The sequence below is a fragment of the Mycobacterium ahvazicum genome (assembly GCF_900176255.2).
Lineage (GTDB): Bacteria > Actinomycetota > Actinomycetes > Mycobacteriales > Mycobacteriaceae > Mycobacterium > Mycobacterium ahvazicum.
The window spans coordinates 649,687-664,259 of sequence record NZ_FXEG02000002.1 but is presented as its reverse complement, the minus strand read 5'-3'; the positions used below and the strand labels follow the sequence as shown (position 1 = coordinate 664,259).

8 protein-coding genes, 2 pseudogenes and 1 riboswitch are annotated in these 14,573 nt (G+C 66.0%); of the genes and pseudogenes, 6 read left to right on the top strand and 4 right to left on the bottom strand.

Translation table 11 applies throughout. The features are described from left to right. Nucleotides 1–127: 127 nt before the first annotated feature. Nucleotides 128–249: riboswitch (SAM riboswitch) on the top strand. A gap of 174 nt (nucleotides 250–423) precedes the next feature. Genes MAAFP003_RS05425 through MAAFP003_RS05415 form a run of 3 tightly spaced genes read left to right on the top strand, consistent with a single transcriptional unit; the run spans nucleotide 424 to nucleotide 3,641 of the window. After that, nucleotides 424–1,761 (top strand): bifunctional o-acetylhomoserine/o-acetylserine sulfhydrylase, encoded by a 1,338-nt coding sequence (locus tag MAAFP003_RS05425; RefSeq protein ID WP_096285069.1) that lies wholly within the window; start codon nucleotides 424–426, stop codon nucleotides 1,759–1,761. Nucleotides 1,762–1,770: 9 nt separating this feature from the next. Then, complete coding sequence (gene metX, locus MAAFP003_RS05420; protein WP_096285067.1) at nucleotides 1,771–2,910, top strand: homoserine O-acetyltransferase MetX; 1,140 nt, start codon at nucleotides 1,771–1,773, stop codon at nucleotides 2,908–2,910. After that, nucleotides 2,907–3,641 carry a class I SAM-dependent methyltransferase gene (locus MAAFP003_RS05415; RefSeq protein WP_096290901.1) on the top strand — a complete coding sequence of 245 codons (735 nt, stop codon included), beginning with the start codon at nucleotides 2,907–2,909 and terminating at the stop codon, nucleotides 3,639–3,641. Before metX ends, MAAFP003_RS05415 begins: the two co-directional genes overlap by 4 nt. A 14-nt stretch (nucleotides 3,642–3,655) precedes the next feature. On the opposite strand, the pseudogene MAAFP003_RS05410 reads toward MAAFP003_RS05415, so the two are convergent. Both MAAFP003_RS05410 and MAAFP003_RS05405 read right to left on the bottom strand, forming a co-directional pair. Further along, nucleotides 3,656–5,563: pseudogene (locus tag MAAFP003_RS05410) on the bottom strand (APC family permease); the annotation flags it as partial. A gap of 11 nt (nucleotides 5,564–5,574) precedes the next feature. Further along, nucleotides 5,575–7,491, bottom strand: a pseudogene (locus MAAFP003_RS05405) (APC family permease); the annotation flags it as partial. A gap of 489 nt (nucleotides 7,492–7,980) precedes the next feature. On the opposite strand from MAAFP003_RS05405, the gene MAAFP003_RS05400 reads away from it, so the two are divergent. The 3 genes from MAAFP003_RS05400 (at nucleotide 7,981) to MAAFP003_RS05390 (ending at nucleotide 12,543) form a co-directional block, all read left to right on the top strand. Next, the gene (locus MAAFP003_RS05400) at nucleotides 7,981–9,756 is read left to right on the top strand and encodes an NAD-binding protein (protein WP_096285061.1); all 1,776 of its coding nucleotides are present in this window, start codon (nucleotides 7,981–7,983) and stop codon (nucleotides 9,754–9,756) included. Next, on the top strand, nucleotides 9,756–11,066 hold the full coding sequence (locus MAAFP003_RS05395; protein WP_096285059.1) for a PPE family protein, SVP subgroup: 1,311 nt from the start codon (nucleotides 9,756–9,758) through the stop codon (nucleotides 11,064–11,066). The genes MAAFP003_RS05400 and MAAFP003_RS05395 overlap by 1 nt, the downstream gene beginning before the upstream one ends. Nucleotides 11,067–11,280: 214 nt before the next feature. Continuing rightward, the gene (locus MAAFP003_RS05390) at nucleotides 11,281–12,543 is read left to right on the top strand and encodes an MFS transporter (protein WP_243393780.1); all 1,263 of its coding nucleotides are present in this window, start codon (nucleotides 11,281–11,283) and stop codon (nucleotides 12,541–12,543) included. Here MAAFP003_RS05390 and MAAFP003_RS05385 read toward each other — a convergent pair. Together MAAFP003_RS05385 and MAAFP003_RS29370 are read right to left on the bottom strand one after the other, a co-directional pair. Continuing rightward, nucleotides 12,515–12,931, bottom strand: a complete 417-nt coding sequence (locus tag MAAFP003_RS05385) for a pyridoxamine 5'-phosphate oxidase family protein (protein ID WP_096285055.1) — start codon at nucleotides 12,929–12,931, stop codon at nucleotides 12,515–12,517. The genes MAAFP003_RS05390 and MAAFP003_RS05385 overlap by 29 nt on opposite strands. Nucleotides 12,932–13,095: 164 nt before the next feature. Then, entirely contained in the window at nucleotides 13,096–14,466 is a 1,371-nt protein-coding gene (locus MAAFP003_RS29370; protein ID WP_096285053.1) for an HNH endonuclease signature motif containing protein, read from the bottom strand. Between the last annotated feature and the right edge of the window lie 107 nt (nucleotides 14,467–14,573).

The window sequence follows — 14,573 nt, the reverse complement described above, 5'->3', positions numbered from 1 at the left end:
GGACGGTCCCTCTCCCGATCAGATTTTGGGGGGCTCAGCGTTGTCCTTGCCACGTTATCAAGGGCGTTTGAGCAGGTGTCGACCTGCCATTGGCATCCAGTCGGCTCAGTAAGCTAGTCTTCGTATTGGTCATGAGCGCCAGCATCAAGCCCCGGCTTGCTGGCCGGCAACCCTCCAACCGCGGTGGGGTGCCCCGGGTGATGACCAGGTTGAGTAGCCACAGCACCGGCTATCCGGCAAGCGCGGGTCCGCCATGACGGGCCCCTGAGTAGACAGGGAACGTGATGTGCAGTCACCCACCTCATCCGCGTCTCATCGCGTGTCGGTGCTGAACCACCGGCCCCCGGCTGACGTCTTCGATGCAGGCGTCCCGGGCGGCTACCAGCACCTCGACACGTCCCCTTCCAGCAGAAAGCCCCGCTCATGAGCGCCGACACCGACACCGATCCGACCGCGCATTGGTCGTTCGAAACCAAGCAGGTGCACGCCGGCCAGCAGCCGGACCCGGCCACCAACGCACGCGCCCTGCCGATCTACCAGACCACCTCGTACGTCTTCGACGACACCAACCACGCCGCCGCCCTGTTCGGGCTCGAGGTTCCCGGCAACATCTACACCCGGATCGGTAACCCGACCACCGATGTCGTCGAGCAGCGGATCGCCGCACTCGAGGGCGGCGTCGCCGCACTGTTTCTGTCCTCCGGACAGGCCGCTGAGACATTCGCCATATTGAACCTCGCATGTGCCGGCGATCACATCGTGTCCAGCCCTCGCCTGTACGGCGGCACCTACAACCTGTTCCACTACTCGCTGCCCAAGCTCGGCATCGAGGTGACCTTCGTCGAGGATCCCGACGACCTGGATTCATGGCAGGCGGCGGTGCGGCCCAACACCAAGGCCTTCTTCGCCGAGACGATCTCCAACCCGCAGATCGACATCCTGGACATCCCCGGTGTCGCCGGGGTGGCCCACGCCAACGGCGTACCGCTGATCGTCGACAACACGATCGCCACGCCGTACCTGATCCAGCCATTCGCCCACGGCGCCGACATCGTGGTGCACTCCGCGACCAAGTACCTGGGCGGGCACGGCTCCGCGATCGCCGGGGTCATCGTCGACGGCGGCACCTTCGACTGGACGCAGGGCCGCTTCCCCGGGTTCACCACACCCGACCCGAGCTACCACGGCGTGGTGTTCGCCGAGCTCGGACCGCCGGCGTTCGCCCTGAAGGCGCGCGTGCAATTGCTGCGCGACCTGGGGTCCGCGGCGTCGCCTTTCAACGCGTTCCTGGTGGCCCAGGGTCTGGAGACGCTGAGCCTGCGTATCGAGCGCCACGTCGCCAACGCGCAACGGGTCGCGGAGTTCCTCGAGGCTCACGACGGCGTGCTGTCGGTGAACTACGCGGGGCTGCCCAGCTCACCGTGGCATGAGCGGGCAAAGAAGCTGGCGCCCAAGGGAACCGGTGCGGTGCTGGCGTTCGAGCTGGCCGGCGGTGTCGAGGCGGGCAAGGCGTTCGTGAACGCGCTGCAACTGCACAGCCACGTCGCCAACATCGGCGACGTGCGCTCGCTGGTGATCCACCCGGCGTCGACCACCCACGCCCAGCTGAGTCCCGCCGAGCAGCTGAGCACCGGCGTCACACCCGGACTGGTGCGCCTGGCCGTCGGCATCGAGAACATCGACGACATCCTGGCCGACCTGGAGCTCGGATTCGCCGCCGTCCCGAACAGTTCTGACCCACAGTCCGTGGCGGCTTTCTAGGGACCTGACATGACGATCTCCGACGTCCCCACCCAAACGCTGCCCGCCGAAGGCGAGGTCGGCCTGGTCGACATCGGCTCGCTGACCACAGAGAGCGGCGCGGTCATCGACAACGTCTGTATCGCCGTGCAGCGCTGGGGCGAGCTGTCCCCGACCCGCGACAACGTCGTGGTGGTTTTGCACGCTCTCACCGGCGATTCGCACATCACCGGCCCGGCCGGGCCGGGACATCCCACACCCGGTTGGTGGGACGGAATCGCGGGGCCGGGCGCGCCGATCGACACCAACCGCTGGTGCGCGGTCGCGACCAATGTGCTGGGTGGGTGCCGTGGCTCCACCGGGCCGAGTTCGCTTGCCCGGGACGGCAAACCATGGGGTTCCCGGTTCCCGCTGATCACGGTACGCGACCAGGTCGAGGCGGACATCGCCGCCCTCGACGCGCTGGGAATAAACCAGGTCGCCGCTGTCGTTGGCGGATCCATGGGCGGCGCAAGGGCTTTGGAATGGATGGTCGGCCGCCCCGAGCGGGTCCGGGCCGGATTGCTGCTGGCCGTCGGGGCACGTGCCACCGCCGACCAGATCGGCACCCAGACCACCCAGATCGCGGCGATCAAGGCCGACCCGAATTGGCAAGGCGGCGATTACCACGACACCGGCCGGTCTCCGGATGCCGGACTGTCGATCGCCCGGCGCTTCGCCCATCTGACGTACCGCGGCGAGGTCGAACTCGACAACAGGTTCGCCAACGACAGCCAAAGCGACGAGGACCCGTCCGACGGCGGGCGCTACGCGGTGCAGAGCTATCTGGAACACCAGGGCGACAAGATCCTGGCCCGTTTCGACGCCGGCAGTTACGTGATCCTGACCGAGACGCTCAACAGCCACGACGTCGGCCGCGGCCGCGGCGGGGTGAGCAAGGCGCTGCGCGGGTGCCCGGTGCCGGCCGTGGTCGGCGGCATCACCTCCGACCGGCTGTATCCGCTGCGCTTGCAGCAGGAGATGGCCGACCTGTTGCCGGGCTGTCGCGGGCTCCAGATTGTCGACTCGATCTGCGGGCATGACGGATTTCTGGTGGAGACCGAGGCGGTGGGCGAATTGGTCCGCGAGACACTGGATTTGGCTGCGAACGAAGGTGCGTGTCGGCCGTGACCCGGTCGAGGCACGACCGCTCCCTGTCCTTCGGTTCAGCGGCCGCCGCCTACGAGCGTGGCCGCCCGTCGTATCCACCCGAGGCGATCGACTGGCTGTTGCCGCGGGGTGCGCGTCAGGTGCTGGATCTGGGCGCGGGCACCGGCAAGCTCACCACCAGGCTGGTGGAACGCGGCCTCGACGTGGTGGCGGTGGACCCGATTCCGGACATGCTCGAGGTGCTGAGCGCCTCGCTGCCGGAAACTCGTGCGGTGCTGGGCACCGCCGAAGAGATTCCGTTGGAGGACAACAGCGTTGACGCCGTGCTGGTCGCCCAGGCGTGGCACTGGGTGGACCCGGAACGAGCGATTCCCGAAGTGGCCCGCGTGCTGCGTCCCGGCGGACGACTGGGCCTGGTGTGGAACACCCGCGACGAGCGGCTCGGCTGGGTGCGGGAGCTCGGTCAGATCATCGGAAGCGACGGCGACGGACGCCGCTTCGACGTCACGCTGCCCCTGCCGTTTGCCGAGCGTCAGCGTCATCAGGTTGAGTGGACGAATTACCTTACGCCGCAAGCCTTGATCGACTTGGTTGCCTCGCGCAGCTACTGCATCACCTCGCCGACCGAAGTCCGCACTCAAACGCTCGACCAGGTACGCCGGCTGCTGGCCACCCACCCGGCGCTGGCGAATTCGACCGGGCTGGCGATGCCCTACGTCACCGTCTGCATCCGGGCGACGCTGGCCGGCTGACGGTCCTGCGCGGTGATCCTGGACTCGATGTCATAGGGCACGATGATCGCGGTCGCCCCACGGATGCGGCTGACGGCGCGAGCCATCTTGTCCGCGGTGCGATCGTGCAGCAGCCGGCCCAGCAGCGGCGAGAAGGTCCGGCGCGGCAACAGCACCGTCACCTTGCTGCCGGGGTGATCACTGAGCACCCGCCTGACCAATTCGTGTGCCGCCCGGCTCAAATGCCGATCCGGGCAGTTGATCAACCACAGCGGGGTGTCGTGTTCGAAGCGATCCCAGCGCTCCCGCAGCCGCATCGCATGATCGACATCGATCACGAAATGCACCGCGGTGAGCTCGTCGGCGTGCAGCCCGTACCCGAGGCGCAGTGCTTCCACCTCGGCGAGGTCGACCGAGTCGACGAACACCAGCACCTGCAGTTGCGGATGCCGGTCCAGGTCGATGTCCGCTCCGTGCGACATCTCCAGGACGGAAGCCTCGGCACGGTACTTCTTGTTCAGCCGTATCAGGGTGAACACCAGCACCGGGAATACGACCACGACGAGCCACGCACCTTCGGTGAACTTGGCCACCGCAAAGATCGCCACCACAATCGTCGAGGAGATCCCCGCCGACACATTGACGACGAACTTGCTCCGCCACCCCGGCCCGCGTTGCTTGTAATGGTGTTTGGCCATGCCGTAGCCGGCCATCGAAAATCCGGTGAACACACCGATCGCGAAGAACGGCACCAGCGCGCTCACCTTCGCCTCGGTGATCACCAGCAGCGTCAGCGCCAGACCGGCGAGCAGCAGGATGCCGTTGGAGAACACCAGCCGATGACCGCGCTTGGTCAGCGGGCGGGGCAGAAAGCGGTCCTCGGCCACGAAACTGGCCAACGCGGGAAAACCGTTGAAGCTGGTGTTGCAGCCGGTGAACAGGATCGCCGCGGTCGACGCCTGCACCAGGAAGTACAAGACATGGCCCAGCACACCGTTACCGAAGACGGCGTGGGCGATCTCGGACAACATCGACGGGTATTCGTCGAGATACGGCACGGCGTGGGTGACGTGCGCGAGCCAGGCCACCCCGGCCAGCAGGAAGCCGAGGATGCACGCCATCACCGTGATGACGCGACGGGCGTTGACGCCCTCGGGCTTCTGGAAAACGTCGACACTGTTGGAAACCGCTTCGATACCGGTCAACGAGGCGCCGCCATTGGCGAACGCACGCAACACGATCAGCACCGTCGCACCCATCACCAGTCCACCACCCTGATGCACCGGCACGGCACCGGCGATGTGCTGCGGGTCGTATTTTGGTAAACCCCAGATGATTTCACGAACGAAACCGGTCAGAATGGTCACGGCGATCATGGCGACGAAGGCATAGGTGGTCATTGCGAACGCCCGGCCCGACCGTCGCACCCCACGCAGGTTGACCAAGCAGATCAGCACCACCGCGGCCAGCGTGATTTCCAGATGGTACGGACGCAAGACCGGAATCGCCGAGACGACCGCCACGGTCGCGGCCGCGGGTTGCACCGCCACGGTGACCACATAGTCGATCAGTAACGCCGCCGCCGCGACCTGCGCCACCCGCGGACCGAAGTTCTCCCGGGCAACGGTATAGGAGCCGCCGGAGCGCACGTAGGTCATCACGACCTGCCGGTAGGACGCCGAGACCAGCGCCAGAATGACGAGGATGACTCCGGTGATCGGAAGTAACAACGCGAACGCCGCCATTCCGGCCGCCGGCAACAGCTCGAGCATGATCTGCTCGGGACCGTACGCGGTCGACGAGATAGCGTCCGGTGAAAGCGCGCCGAGCGCAACAGGATTCGACAGTCGTTCCGATTCCAGCTGATCGGTGGTCAGTGGCTTTCCGAGGAAGGTCCGCTTGCACCTGTCGGAAAATGACAGCGGTATTCCGGGGTTCGTCATACCCGGGTCACCTCCGCGATCCGGGACTCGATGTCATAGGGCACGATCTGTGCCGTCGCACCGGAAATGCGGCTGACCGCGCGGGCGATCTTGTCCGCGGTGCGGTCGTGCAGGAGTCGGCCTACCAGCGGCGAATACGTTCGGCGCGGTAGCAATACCGTCACCATGGTGTCGGGATGGTCGTCGAGCACCCGCAGCACCAATTCATGTGCGGCCCTTGCTAAGTGGCGGTCGGGGCAGTCGACCATCCGCAGCGGGGTGTGGTGCTCGAAGCGCTCCCACCGCTGCCGTAACCGCTCGGCGCTCAGCGCGTCCAGCATGAAGTGCACCGCTGTCAGCTCGTCGGCATGCAATCCGTTGCCGTAGCGCAGCGCCTCGATCTCGGCGAGATCGACGGCATCCACCAAGACCAGGACTCGATGTCGCGAGTAGCGTTGCAGCACAGGACTTTCAGAATGCGACATCTCCAGTACCGAAGCCTCGGCGCGGTACTTCTGGTTGAGCCGCATCAGCGCGAAGACCAACAGCGGAAAGACGACGACGATGAGCCACGCACCCTCGGTGAACTTGGCCACTGCGAAGATGCACACGACGATTGTCGACAGGATCCCGGCCGACAGATTCACGGCGATCTTGTAGCGCCACCCCGCTCCGCGTTGAGTCAGGTAGTGCTTGGTCATGCCGTAGCCGGCCATCGAAAATCCGGTGAACACACCGATCGCATAGAACGGAACCAGCGCGTCGACGGAGCCGCCGGTGATGACCAGCAACGCCACCGCCAGCGCGGTGAGGGTGAGGATACCGTTGGAGAACACCAATCGGTGTCCGCGCTTCATCAGCGGCCGGGGCATGAAGCGGTCTTCGGCGACGAAACTGGCCAGCGCGGGGAATCCGTTGAAGCTGGTATTGCCGCCGGTGTACAGGATCGCCGCGGTCGATGCCTGCAACAAGAAGTACAGGACATGACCGATCGCACCGTCGCCGAAGACAGCCCGGGCGATTTCGGACAACATCGACGGATAGCCGTCCACATAGGGCGCGGCGTGCGTAACGTGCACCAGCCACGCCACACCCGCCAGCAGAAAGCCGAGTATGCAGGCCATGATCGTCATCACCCGCCGGGCATTGACACCTTCGGGCTTGCGCAGACTGTTGACCGTATTGGAGATGGCTTCCACTCCGGTGAGCGACGAGCCGCCATTGGCGAACGCGCGCAACACGATCAGTACCGTCGCGCCCATGATCAGTCCACCACCCTGATGCACGGGGACGACTCCCGCCATGTGTTGCGGATCGTATGTTGGCAGATTGCCCAGGAATTCACGGACGATCCCGGCCACGATCATCAGCGACACCATGGCGACGAATGCGTAGGTCGGTACCGCGAAGCGAACTCCTGCTTCCCGCAGTCCGCGCAGGTTCGCGAAGCACATCAGCAGGACCACCCCCACCGTGATCTCCAGGCTGAAGGGCCCCAGCACCGGAACCGCCGACACCACCGCGACCGTGCCGGCGGCACACTGCACCGCGACGGTGACGACGTAGTCGATTAGCAGCGCGGCGGCGGCAACCTGGGCCACCCGCGGCCCGAAGTTCTCGCGCGCGACCACATACGATCCGCCCGACCGGGTGTAGACCATGACAACCTGGCGATAGGACGCGGACACCAGCACCAGGATCAACAGGATCACGCCGGTAATCGGAAGCAGCAATGCAAAGGCGGCCATTCCCGCTGCCGGCAGCAGCTCGATCATGATCTGTTCGGACCCGTAGGCGGTCGACGAAATTGCATCCGGCGACAGCACACCCAGCGCAACGGGATTCGACAATCTTTCATGCTGGAGCTCGTCGGTGATCAAAGGCTTTCCGAGCAGGCCGCGCTTGCACACGTCGGAGAACGATGACCACGCCTTGTGCTTGTCATCCAAAGTTGTTGCCACAGGCCATATTCCTTATCCCCATCCGAATCCCCATCCGATGAAACCCGCCGAAAGCGTAGCGCCTCGAAGGTGTCGTGTCTCTTCCCCGCCAGACGACAAGGAGCAGGAAAGTCCGCAAAGACACAGCAAGTTTTCAGCGATACTGGCAGGAGATTCGAAGTTGGTCATCTGGGTGTAACAAAGAAGGTCTCTTGGATCACAAAAGCAGCCGATTTCAACCACATTCGGCAACAACTGAGGCTCACTAAGATCACCATGAAATCAGGCAACTCCCAGCAAACACTCATGCCGTGGGCGGGTCCGGCAACTACACCAGCCGGGCTGTCGAGTTCACTGAATCGGTGAATTATGTTGTGCTCCAACGGAATTATGGCGCCAGGGCGGACATTCGCTTACTTTCCAGTGAATTCTGCTGAGGCTCACAGCGATTCATCAGCTGTTACGATCGGCCAAATCTTCTGAAAGGGGCGGAATCTCATGCACCAGTGCGTCATCGTCAGCGGTGATGACGCGCTGGCGACGACGATCATCGAGGAGCTGAAAAGGGCGGGCGCAAGCGTTGCCAGGCTCCTCGACTCCGACCTCGCCGGCGCCCGCGTCAAGACCGAACTCGCCAAGGCCGGCGTCGCGCACGCGTCGGCGGTCATCTGCGCCGGCGTGGACGATGCCACGAATCTCGAGATCGCCCTGCTGGCGCGTAAGGCCAATCCCGATATTCGCGTCGTGGCGCGACTGGCCAACGACGTGTTGCGCGAGGCCGTCGCCGCCGACGACGGGCTGAGCGCGATCCTGGGCGTTGCGGACCTCGCGGCGCCGGCAGTCGTCGAAGCGTGCTTGGCACGCACTACCCACCCTTTCGAAGCCGCCGGAATGCAATTCGTTGTCTTCGGCGCCGAAGCGCCCTACGACGCGGCCTTGCGTGAGATCTACGGCGACCTGGCTCCCGTAGCAATTGTCAACGGTGAGAAGACCCTCAGCCCCGGTGAAGTCGTGGTCTGCCCGGGGCGGGACATGCGCGTCAACGCGGGCGACTGGACGGCCATGATCGGCACCACCGAGGAGGTGGCCGCCTGCGGGATCAAGGCACCGCGTCAAAACAGAACGCGTACCCGTCAGCCGCGGCTGCGCCGAATGATTTACGCCTTGCGCACCCTCTCCAATGACGTCAATCCCGCCTTCTACCCCGTGATCGCGGCGCTGGGCGTTTTGGTCATCGGCTCGACGACGCTGCTGCACTTCTCCTACACCCACCCGGGGATGTCGTGGGTCGACGCGTTCTACTTCACCAACGAGACGATCACCACCACGGGCTACGGTGACTTCAGCTTCGCCAAACAGCCGACCTGGTTGCGGTTCTACGCCGCCATGCTGATGTTGGGCGGCGTGACCACCACCGCCCTGCTGGTCTCCTTCGTCGCTGATGTGATGTTGTCCCGGCGGTTCGTCTGGTCCTCCGGACGCCCACGGGCACGGCACCTGCGCAACCACGTCATCGTCGTCGGCCTTAGCGCGCTGGGCATCCGGGTCGTCACCGATCTGATCGCGGAAGGCTATGACGTCGCGGTCATCGAGCGTGACCAGGGCAACCCATTTCTGTCGACGATGACCGAACTTGACGTGCCGGTGATCTTCGGGGACGCGACCCTGCGCCAGACGCTGGAGGCCGCCCGTGTCGAAACCGCCCGCGCGATCGCGGTGCTGACTCGTGACGACATGGTCAATATCGAGACCGGAATCGTGCTTCGGGAGATGCTGGGCTCCCAGCTGACAACGGCAGGCAACAGCCGGTGGAGTGAGGTTCCGGTGGTGCTGCGGGTCTACGATCACGACCTCGGTTCCGCGGTCGCACAGCGATTCGGGTTCGAGAATGTACGTTCCACGGTCGAGTTGGCCGCACCGTGGTTCATCGGCGCCGCAATGGGTCTGCAAGTGCTGGGCACGTTTTCAGTCGGAAGCCGATCCTTCTTGGTTGGTGGCATGCATGTGCAGGCCGGCAGTGAACTAGACGGGTTGCAGATGTTCGAGGTGTCCACCCAAATCCGGGTGATCGCGATTACCCGCGACGACGCCCCGGTTCAGTTGCACCCGCGCCGCGATGCCCGGCTCAGCGCCGGAGACACCGTCTACCTCGTCGGCCCATACCGGGAACTGCTGGCCACCTTGCGCAAGGGACAGCCGTCTACCGATGCTGCCGCTCACCCGTGCCCGGGCGAAGCCTACTCCATCGTTCGCTCGAACGGCGCCGGCGCGTAATGGATTTCGCGACACTTCCGCCGGAGGTCAACTCCGGCCTGATGTACAGCGGTCCCGGGTCCGGCCCGATGCTGACCGCCGCCCAGGCGTGGGAAGAGCTTGCGGCACAACTATACTCGTCGGCACACTCTTATCAGTCGGTGGTCTCTGAGCTTGCCGCGGGACCATGGCGGGGTCCGTCGTCGGTGACGATGGCGGCGGCCGCCGCGTCGTACGCGGCATGGATGGGCCGAACCGCCGCGCAAGCCGAGCAAACGGCCGGGCAGGCCATTGCGGCCGTGGCCGCGTATGAGTCCGCTTTCGCCGCAACGGTTCCCCCGACGGAGGTGGCCGCCAACCGCAGCCTGCTGATGTCGTTGATCGCCACAAACCTGTTGGGGCAGAACACGCCCGCCATCGCGGCCACCGAGGCCCAGTACAGCGAGATGTGGGCGCAGGATGCGGCGGCGATGTATGGCTACGCCGGTTCGACGGCAGCGGCCACACAGCTGACGCCGTTCGCCGCGCCACGACAAAACACCGACCCGAGCGGGACGGCAAGCCAGGCGGATGCGGTGGCCCAGGCCGGTGAGGTGCCCGCCGGCTCGGCGCAGAGCGTGGTGACCAGTGCGACGGGATCCGACGTGGCGACCGCCGCCGCGTCTGCGCTCGGCTTGTCGACACCGAGGGACGCGATCGACCTGGGTGCCGACGCCATTGCCTACGCCGTCGACGCGCCACTGGCACCACTCGGGGCGATTTCCCTTCCGATCGACCTGGTCGGTGCCCAGACCGGTATACACACTGACGACATCGTCAGTGGGTGGGACGCCGCGGGAACCGCACCGGAGGCTGTGGTGAAGAGCGTGACGCCCTCCGTATCGGGGCCGAATGTGGTTTCCAACACGGTGTCGGCGGGCCTGGGCGAGGCCGAGGCGGTCGGACGGCTCTCGGTGCCGCCCACCTGGGCTTCCGCGACGCCGGCCGTGCAGCCGACTGCGCTGGCTTTGCCGGCAACGCCGGCCGCGTTCGCACCGCAGGCGGTGACCCCCGGTTTGGGTAGCTCGTTCGGCGAGATGGCCCTGGCCGGCACGGCCGGGCGTGCCATCCGCGATGGTTTCGGCGCGCGCGCCAAGGATCGGGTCGGGCCCCAGGCAGTCAGTGCCGCGGCCCCGCGAATCGGCGACGACGATACCGCCGCCGGGGACGAGCCGCGCACCGTGGTGACGGGAATCGCAGCCGAGATACGCGAATTCGCCAGGCTGCGCGACGAGGGGCTGATTTCCGACCAGGAATACACCGAGCAGCGGAATCGACTGCTGGGTCGCTGATGTGAATTCACCACTGACCGACGACGTCCAACAGAGGAACTGCATCTTAAAGTTGAGCGCGGGCCTCGAATCGCGTCATAGTTGGAGCTAAACATGTTGTCGCGCACGGTATCTTGAGCTCGTGCCGAGGGCCGCAGAGTACGCCTCCGCGGTACGGGATTATCCAACCGCGAAAGTTGCGGATTCCCAGCGTCCCCCGCGATGGAAGCCAATCGTGCTGCTCGCTTTGGTCGTCGGGCTGCAAAGCGCCGATGCCGGGACCGTGGGGGCACTGGTTGTCCCACTCACGCAGTCATTGCACATCAACAACATTCAGGTTGGCCTGCTGGTCACGGTGTCGACCGGCGTCGGTGCCGTCGCCACGCTGGTGGCCGGGCCGCTGGCCGACCGCACCGTGCGGGTGCGCCTGCTGTGGATGGCGCTGCTGCTGTGCTCGGCGGCGATGGCGCTCAGCGCGGCCAGCCCCAGCTACGGCTGGCTGCTGGCATGCCGGGTGGCCCTCGGCGCCGGGATCGCGGTGTCCGGGCCCGTGGTCGCCTCGCTGGTCGGCGACTACTTCAAGCCGGCCGAGCGCGGTCGCGTGTACGGGCTCGTCCTCGCGGGTGAGGGCACGTGTACGGCGATCGGGCTGCTGGTCGCGGGCGAACTCGGGGCCCTCAGCTGGCGGCTCGGTTTCGGCTGGCTGGCCGCGGTGGGTTTCCTGCTCAGCGTCGCGGTGGGCACACTGCTGCGCGAACCGTCGCGTGGCAGCCGACTCGGCGACCGGGTGACGGATGCGCCGCACCGCTCGGTCTGGCGGGAACTGCGCTGGGTGGCGTCGGTGCGCACCAATGTCGTTCTGATCGCGGCGTCCTCGTTCGGCTACTTCTTCTCGACCGGGTTGAGCACGTTCGGTGTCGCCTTGCTGTGCGGCCGGTTCGAGATCGGCCAGTCGGTGGCCACCATGCTGATCGCCGTCCTCGGGGTCGGGGCGCTGACCGGCGTGCTCACCACCGGACGCATGGCCGACTGGCTGACCCATCGGGGGCACATCAGCGCTCGGATCATGGTGGGCGGGGCGGCTTTTCTCGCCGCGGCGGTATTCATCCTTCCGACGCTGCTCGCGGACAGCCTGGTGTTGGCGCTGATATTCGCGTTCTTCGCGGGTACCGCGATGGGTGGGGTGAACCCACCGCTGAATGCGGCAAGGCTGGACATCGTGCATTCCCGGCTGTGGGGCACGGCGGAGGCGGTGCGGAGCACCCTGGTGTCGGTGTCTACCGGGCTGGCGCCGGTGGTGTTCGGCGGGGTGTCCGCGGCGCTGGGCGACACCCCCGGCGCGTTGGGCGACACCTTTCTGATCATGCTTGTCATGCCGATCGTCGCCGCGGGGCTCTTGCTCGTGGTTGCCCGGCGTACCTACCCGCGCGATGTAGCGACGGCGATGGCCTCCGAGGTGCTGACGGCTACTACCGAACCGGAGCGGTGCCGAACCTGAACCGGCGCCCGGAGACCTCCAGCGGGAGCAGCCGGACGAAGTAGGGCTTCACCGTTGCCGGCCACGCCATCAACGGCGCTTCCTCGGCGTCGAGGATCTCGTCAGCGGCCGTCAGCAGGTGTGCCCTGCCCTGGATGATCACGCTCCACCCCTCGACGTCGGTGTAGCCGTCGGCCTCGAAAGCTACCTGGTCGCTCATCACGGCGTGGTAGAGCTTGGTACCCGGAGCAGTTCGAAAGACCAGGGTCCGGCGCTGGGTGATGTAGTTGATCGGAAAGATTTCGGCTCGGCCGTTCGTGACGACGACAAAACGGCCTAATGCCGTGCTCGATAGCAAGTCCCAGCTCTCTTCATCGCTGAGTACGGTCACCGGATCGTCTGCAGGCATGGCTCAGCCTAACCCGATGGGGATCGGGCGGGGCCGCTGACTGAAGTTTGCCAGGATGATCATCCCGCACGGCCGCCCCTGACCCGATGGCTGCGGCACCGGGCGTGAAGACGACTACCGTTGCTTCATCCAACATTACTGGCGCACAGGGCCTTTCGTCGCTATTACGCCGCCTCGTCATCGTCACCTCCGTCGCGGAGCAGCTTCTGCGGGTGGTGGTAGGTGTTGGTGCGGGGTTGGCCGCGATCCAAATGGGGTGGGGGGATCCATTCGGTGTGGCCGTTGGGGTGTTTGCGGGTGGTCCAGCCGCGGGGTTGTAGGAGTCGGTGGTGGGGGCCGCAGGCCAGGGTGAGGTTGTCGATGTCGGTGTCGTGGCATTGGGTGTAGTCGGTGATGTGGTGGACTTCGCAGTAGTAGCCGCCGATGGTGCAGCCGGGAGCGGTGCAGCCGCGGTCTTTGGCGTACAACACGATTCGTTGGCCGGGGGAGGCGAGGCGTTTGGCGTGGTATAGGCCGACGGGTTTGCCTTCATCGAAGAGGGTGAGGTAGTGGTGGGCGTGGCGGGCCAGGCGGATCACGTCGGAGATGGGTAGCCGGCTGCCGCCGCCGGTGAGGCCGTGGCCGGCGGCGGCTTCAAGCTCTTGCAGGGTGGTGGACACGATGATGGTGGCGGGTAGCCCGTTGTGCTGGCCCAGTTCCCCGGAGGCCAGGACCGCGCGCAGGGCGGCGTTGAGCCCGTCGTGGTGGCGTTGCGCGGGTGAGCGGGGGTCGTGGTCGATGGCGTCCTGTGTCGGAGCCCCGTCCACGCAGGGGGTGTCGTCGTCGGGGTTGCACATGCCGGGGGCGGCGAGCTTGGCCAGCACCGCTTCCAGCGACGCCCGCGCCTCCGGGGTGAGCCAGCCACTGAGTGCGGACATGCCGTCGAGTTGTTGGGGGCCCAGGGTCAGCCCGCGCCGCCGCGCCCGGTCGGTGTCGGTGTAGTTGCCGTCGGGGTTTAAGCAATCGGTCAGGTGTTCGGCGAACCCGAGGAGTTGATCGGGCCGGTACTGGGTGGCCAGCCGCGCCAGGTCGGCTTCGGCGCGGGTGCGGGTCTCGATGTCGATCCAGCCCGGTAGCTGGTGGTAGAAGCCGCGGATCACCGCCACATGCTCGCGGCCCAGCTTTCCGGCCCGTTGCGCGGTGGCGGTCGCGGCCAGCACCGGCGCCAACGGTTCGCCGGTCAACGCCCGCCGGGGGCCTAAATCCGCAGCCTCCCGTACCCGCCGGGCAGCGTCGGCGCGGCTGATCAGCGTGGCATCGGCGATCGCGTGGGACAGTTTGCCGCCCAACTCCGCCGGCGTAGCCTCCTGCTGGAGTTGAGTGATCAGTGGGTGCTCGCCGGCGGACAGGCGGCGCCGCACCTTTTCGTAGCGGGCCAGCCGGTCCAGGCGCTCGCGGGTGTTCAGCATCGAGGAGTCCAACCCGAGCACGGCATCGAGGGCGGCGTCCAACGCCTCAAAGGCCACGTCCTGCGCGGGGGCCACACCTGAACTCATGCCCTGAAACTATCGGCACCCACCGACAAAAACCCCCCACCCAGAGACCACTGAAACAAAAGTGGCACAAGAGAATTCACCCGTGTGCACCCACGCCGATTGTCGCT

Bases quoted from the DNA above. Each gene is read 5' to 3' on its own strand.
- MAAFP003_RS05425 (WP_096285069.1), top strand. From the start codon at position 424: ATGAGCGCCGACACCGACACCGATCCGACCGCGCATTGGTCGTTCGAA.
- metX (WP_096285067.1), top strand. From the start codon at position 1,771: ATGACGATCTCCGACGTCCCCACCCAAACGCTGCCCGCCGAAGGCGAG.
- MAAFP003_RS05400 (WP_096285061.1), top strand. From the start codon at position 7,981: ATGCACCAGTGCGTCATCGTCAGCGGTGATGACGCGCTGGCGACGACG.
- MAAFP003_RS05395 (WP_096285059.1), top strand. From the start codon at position 9,756: ATGGATTTCGCGACACTTCCGCCGGAGGTCAACTCCGGCCTGATGTAC.
- MAAFP003_RS05385 (WP_096285055.1), bottom strand. From the start codon at position 12,931: ATGCCTGCAGACGATCCGGTGACCGTACTCAGCGATGAAGAGAGCTGG.
- MAAFP003_RS29370 (WP_096285053.1), bottom strand. From the start codon at position 14,466: ATGAGTTCAGGTGTGGCCCCCGCGCAGGACGTGGCCTTTGAGGCGTTG.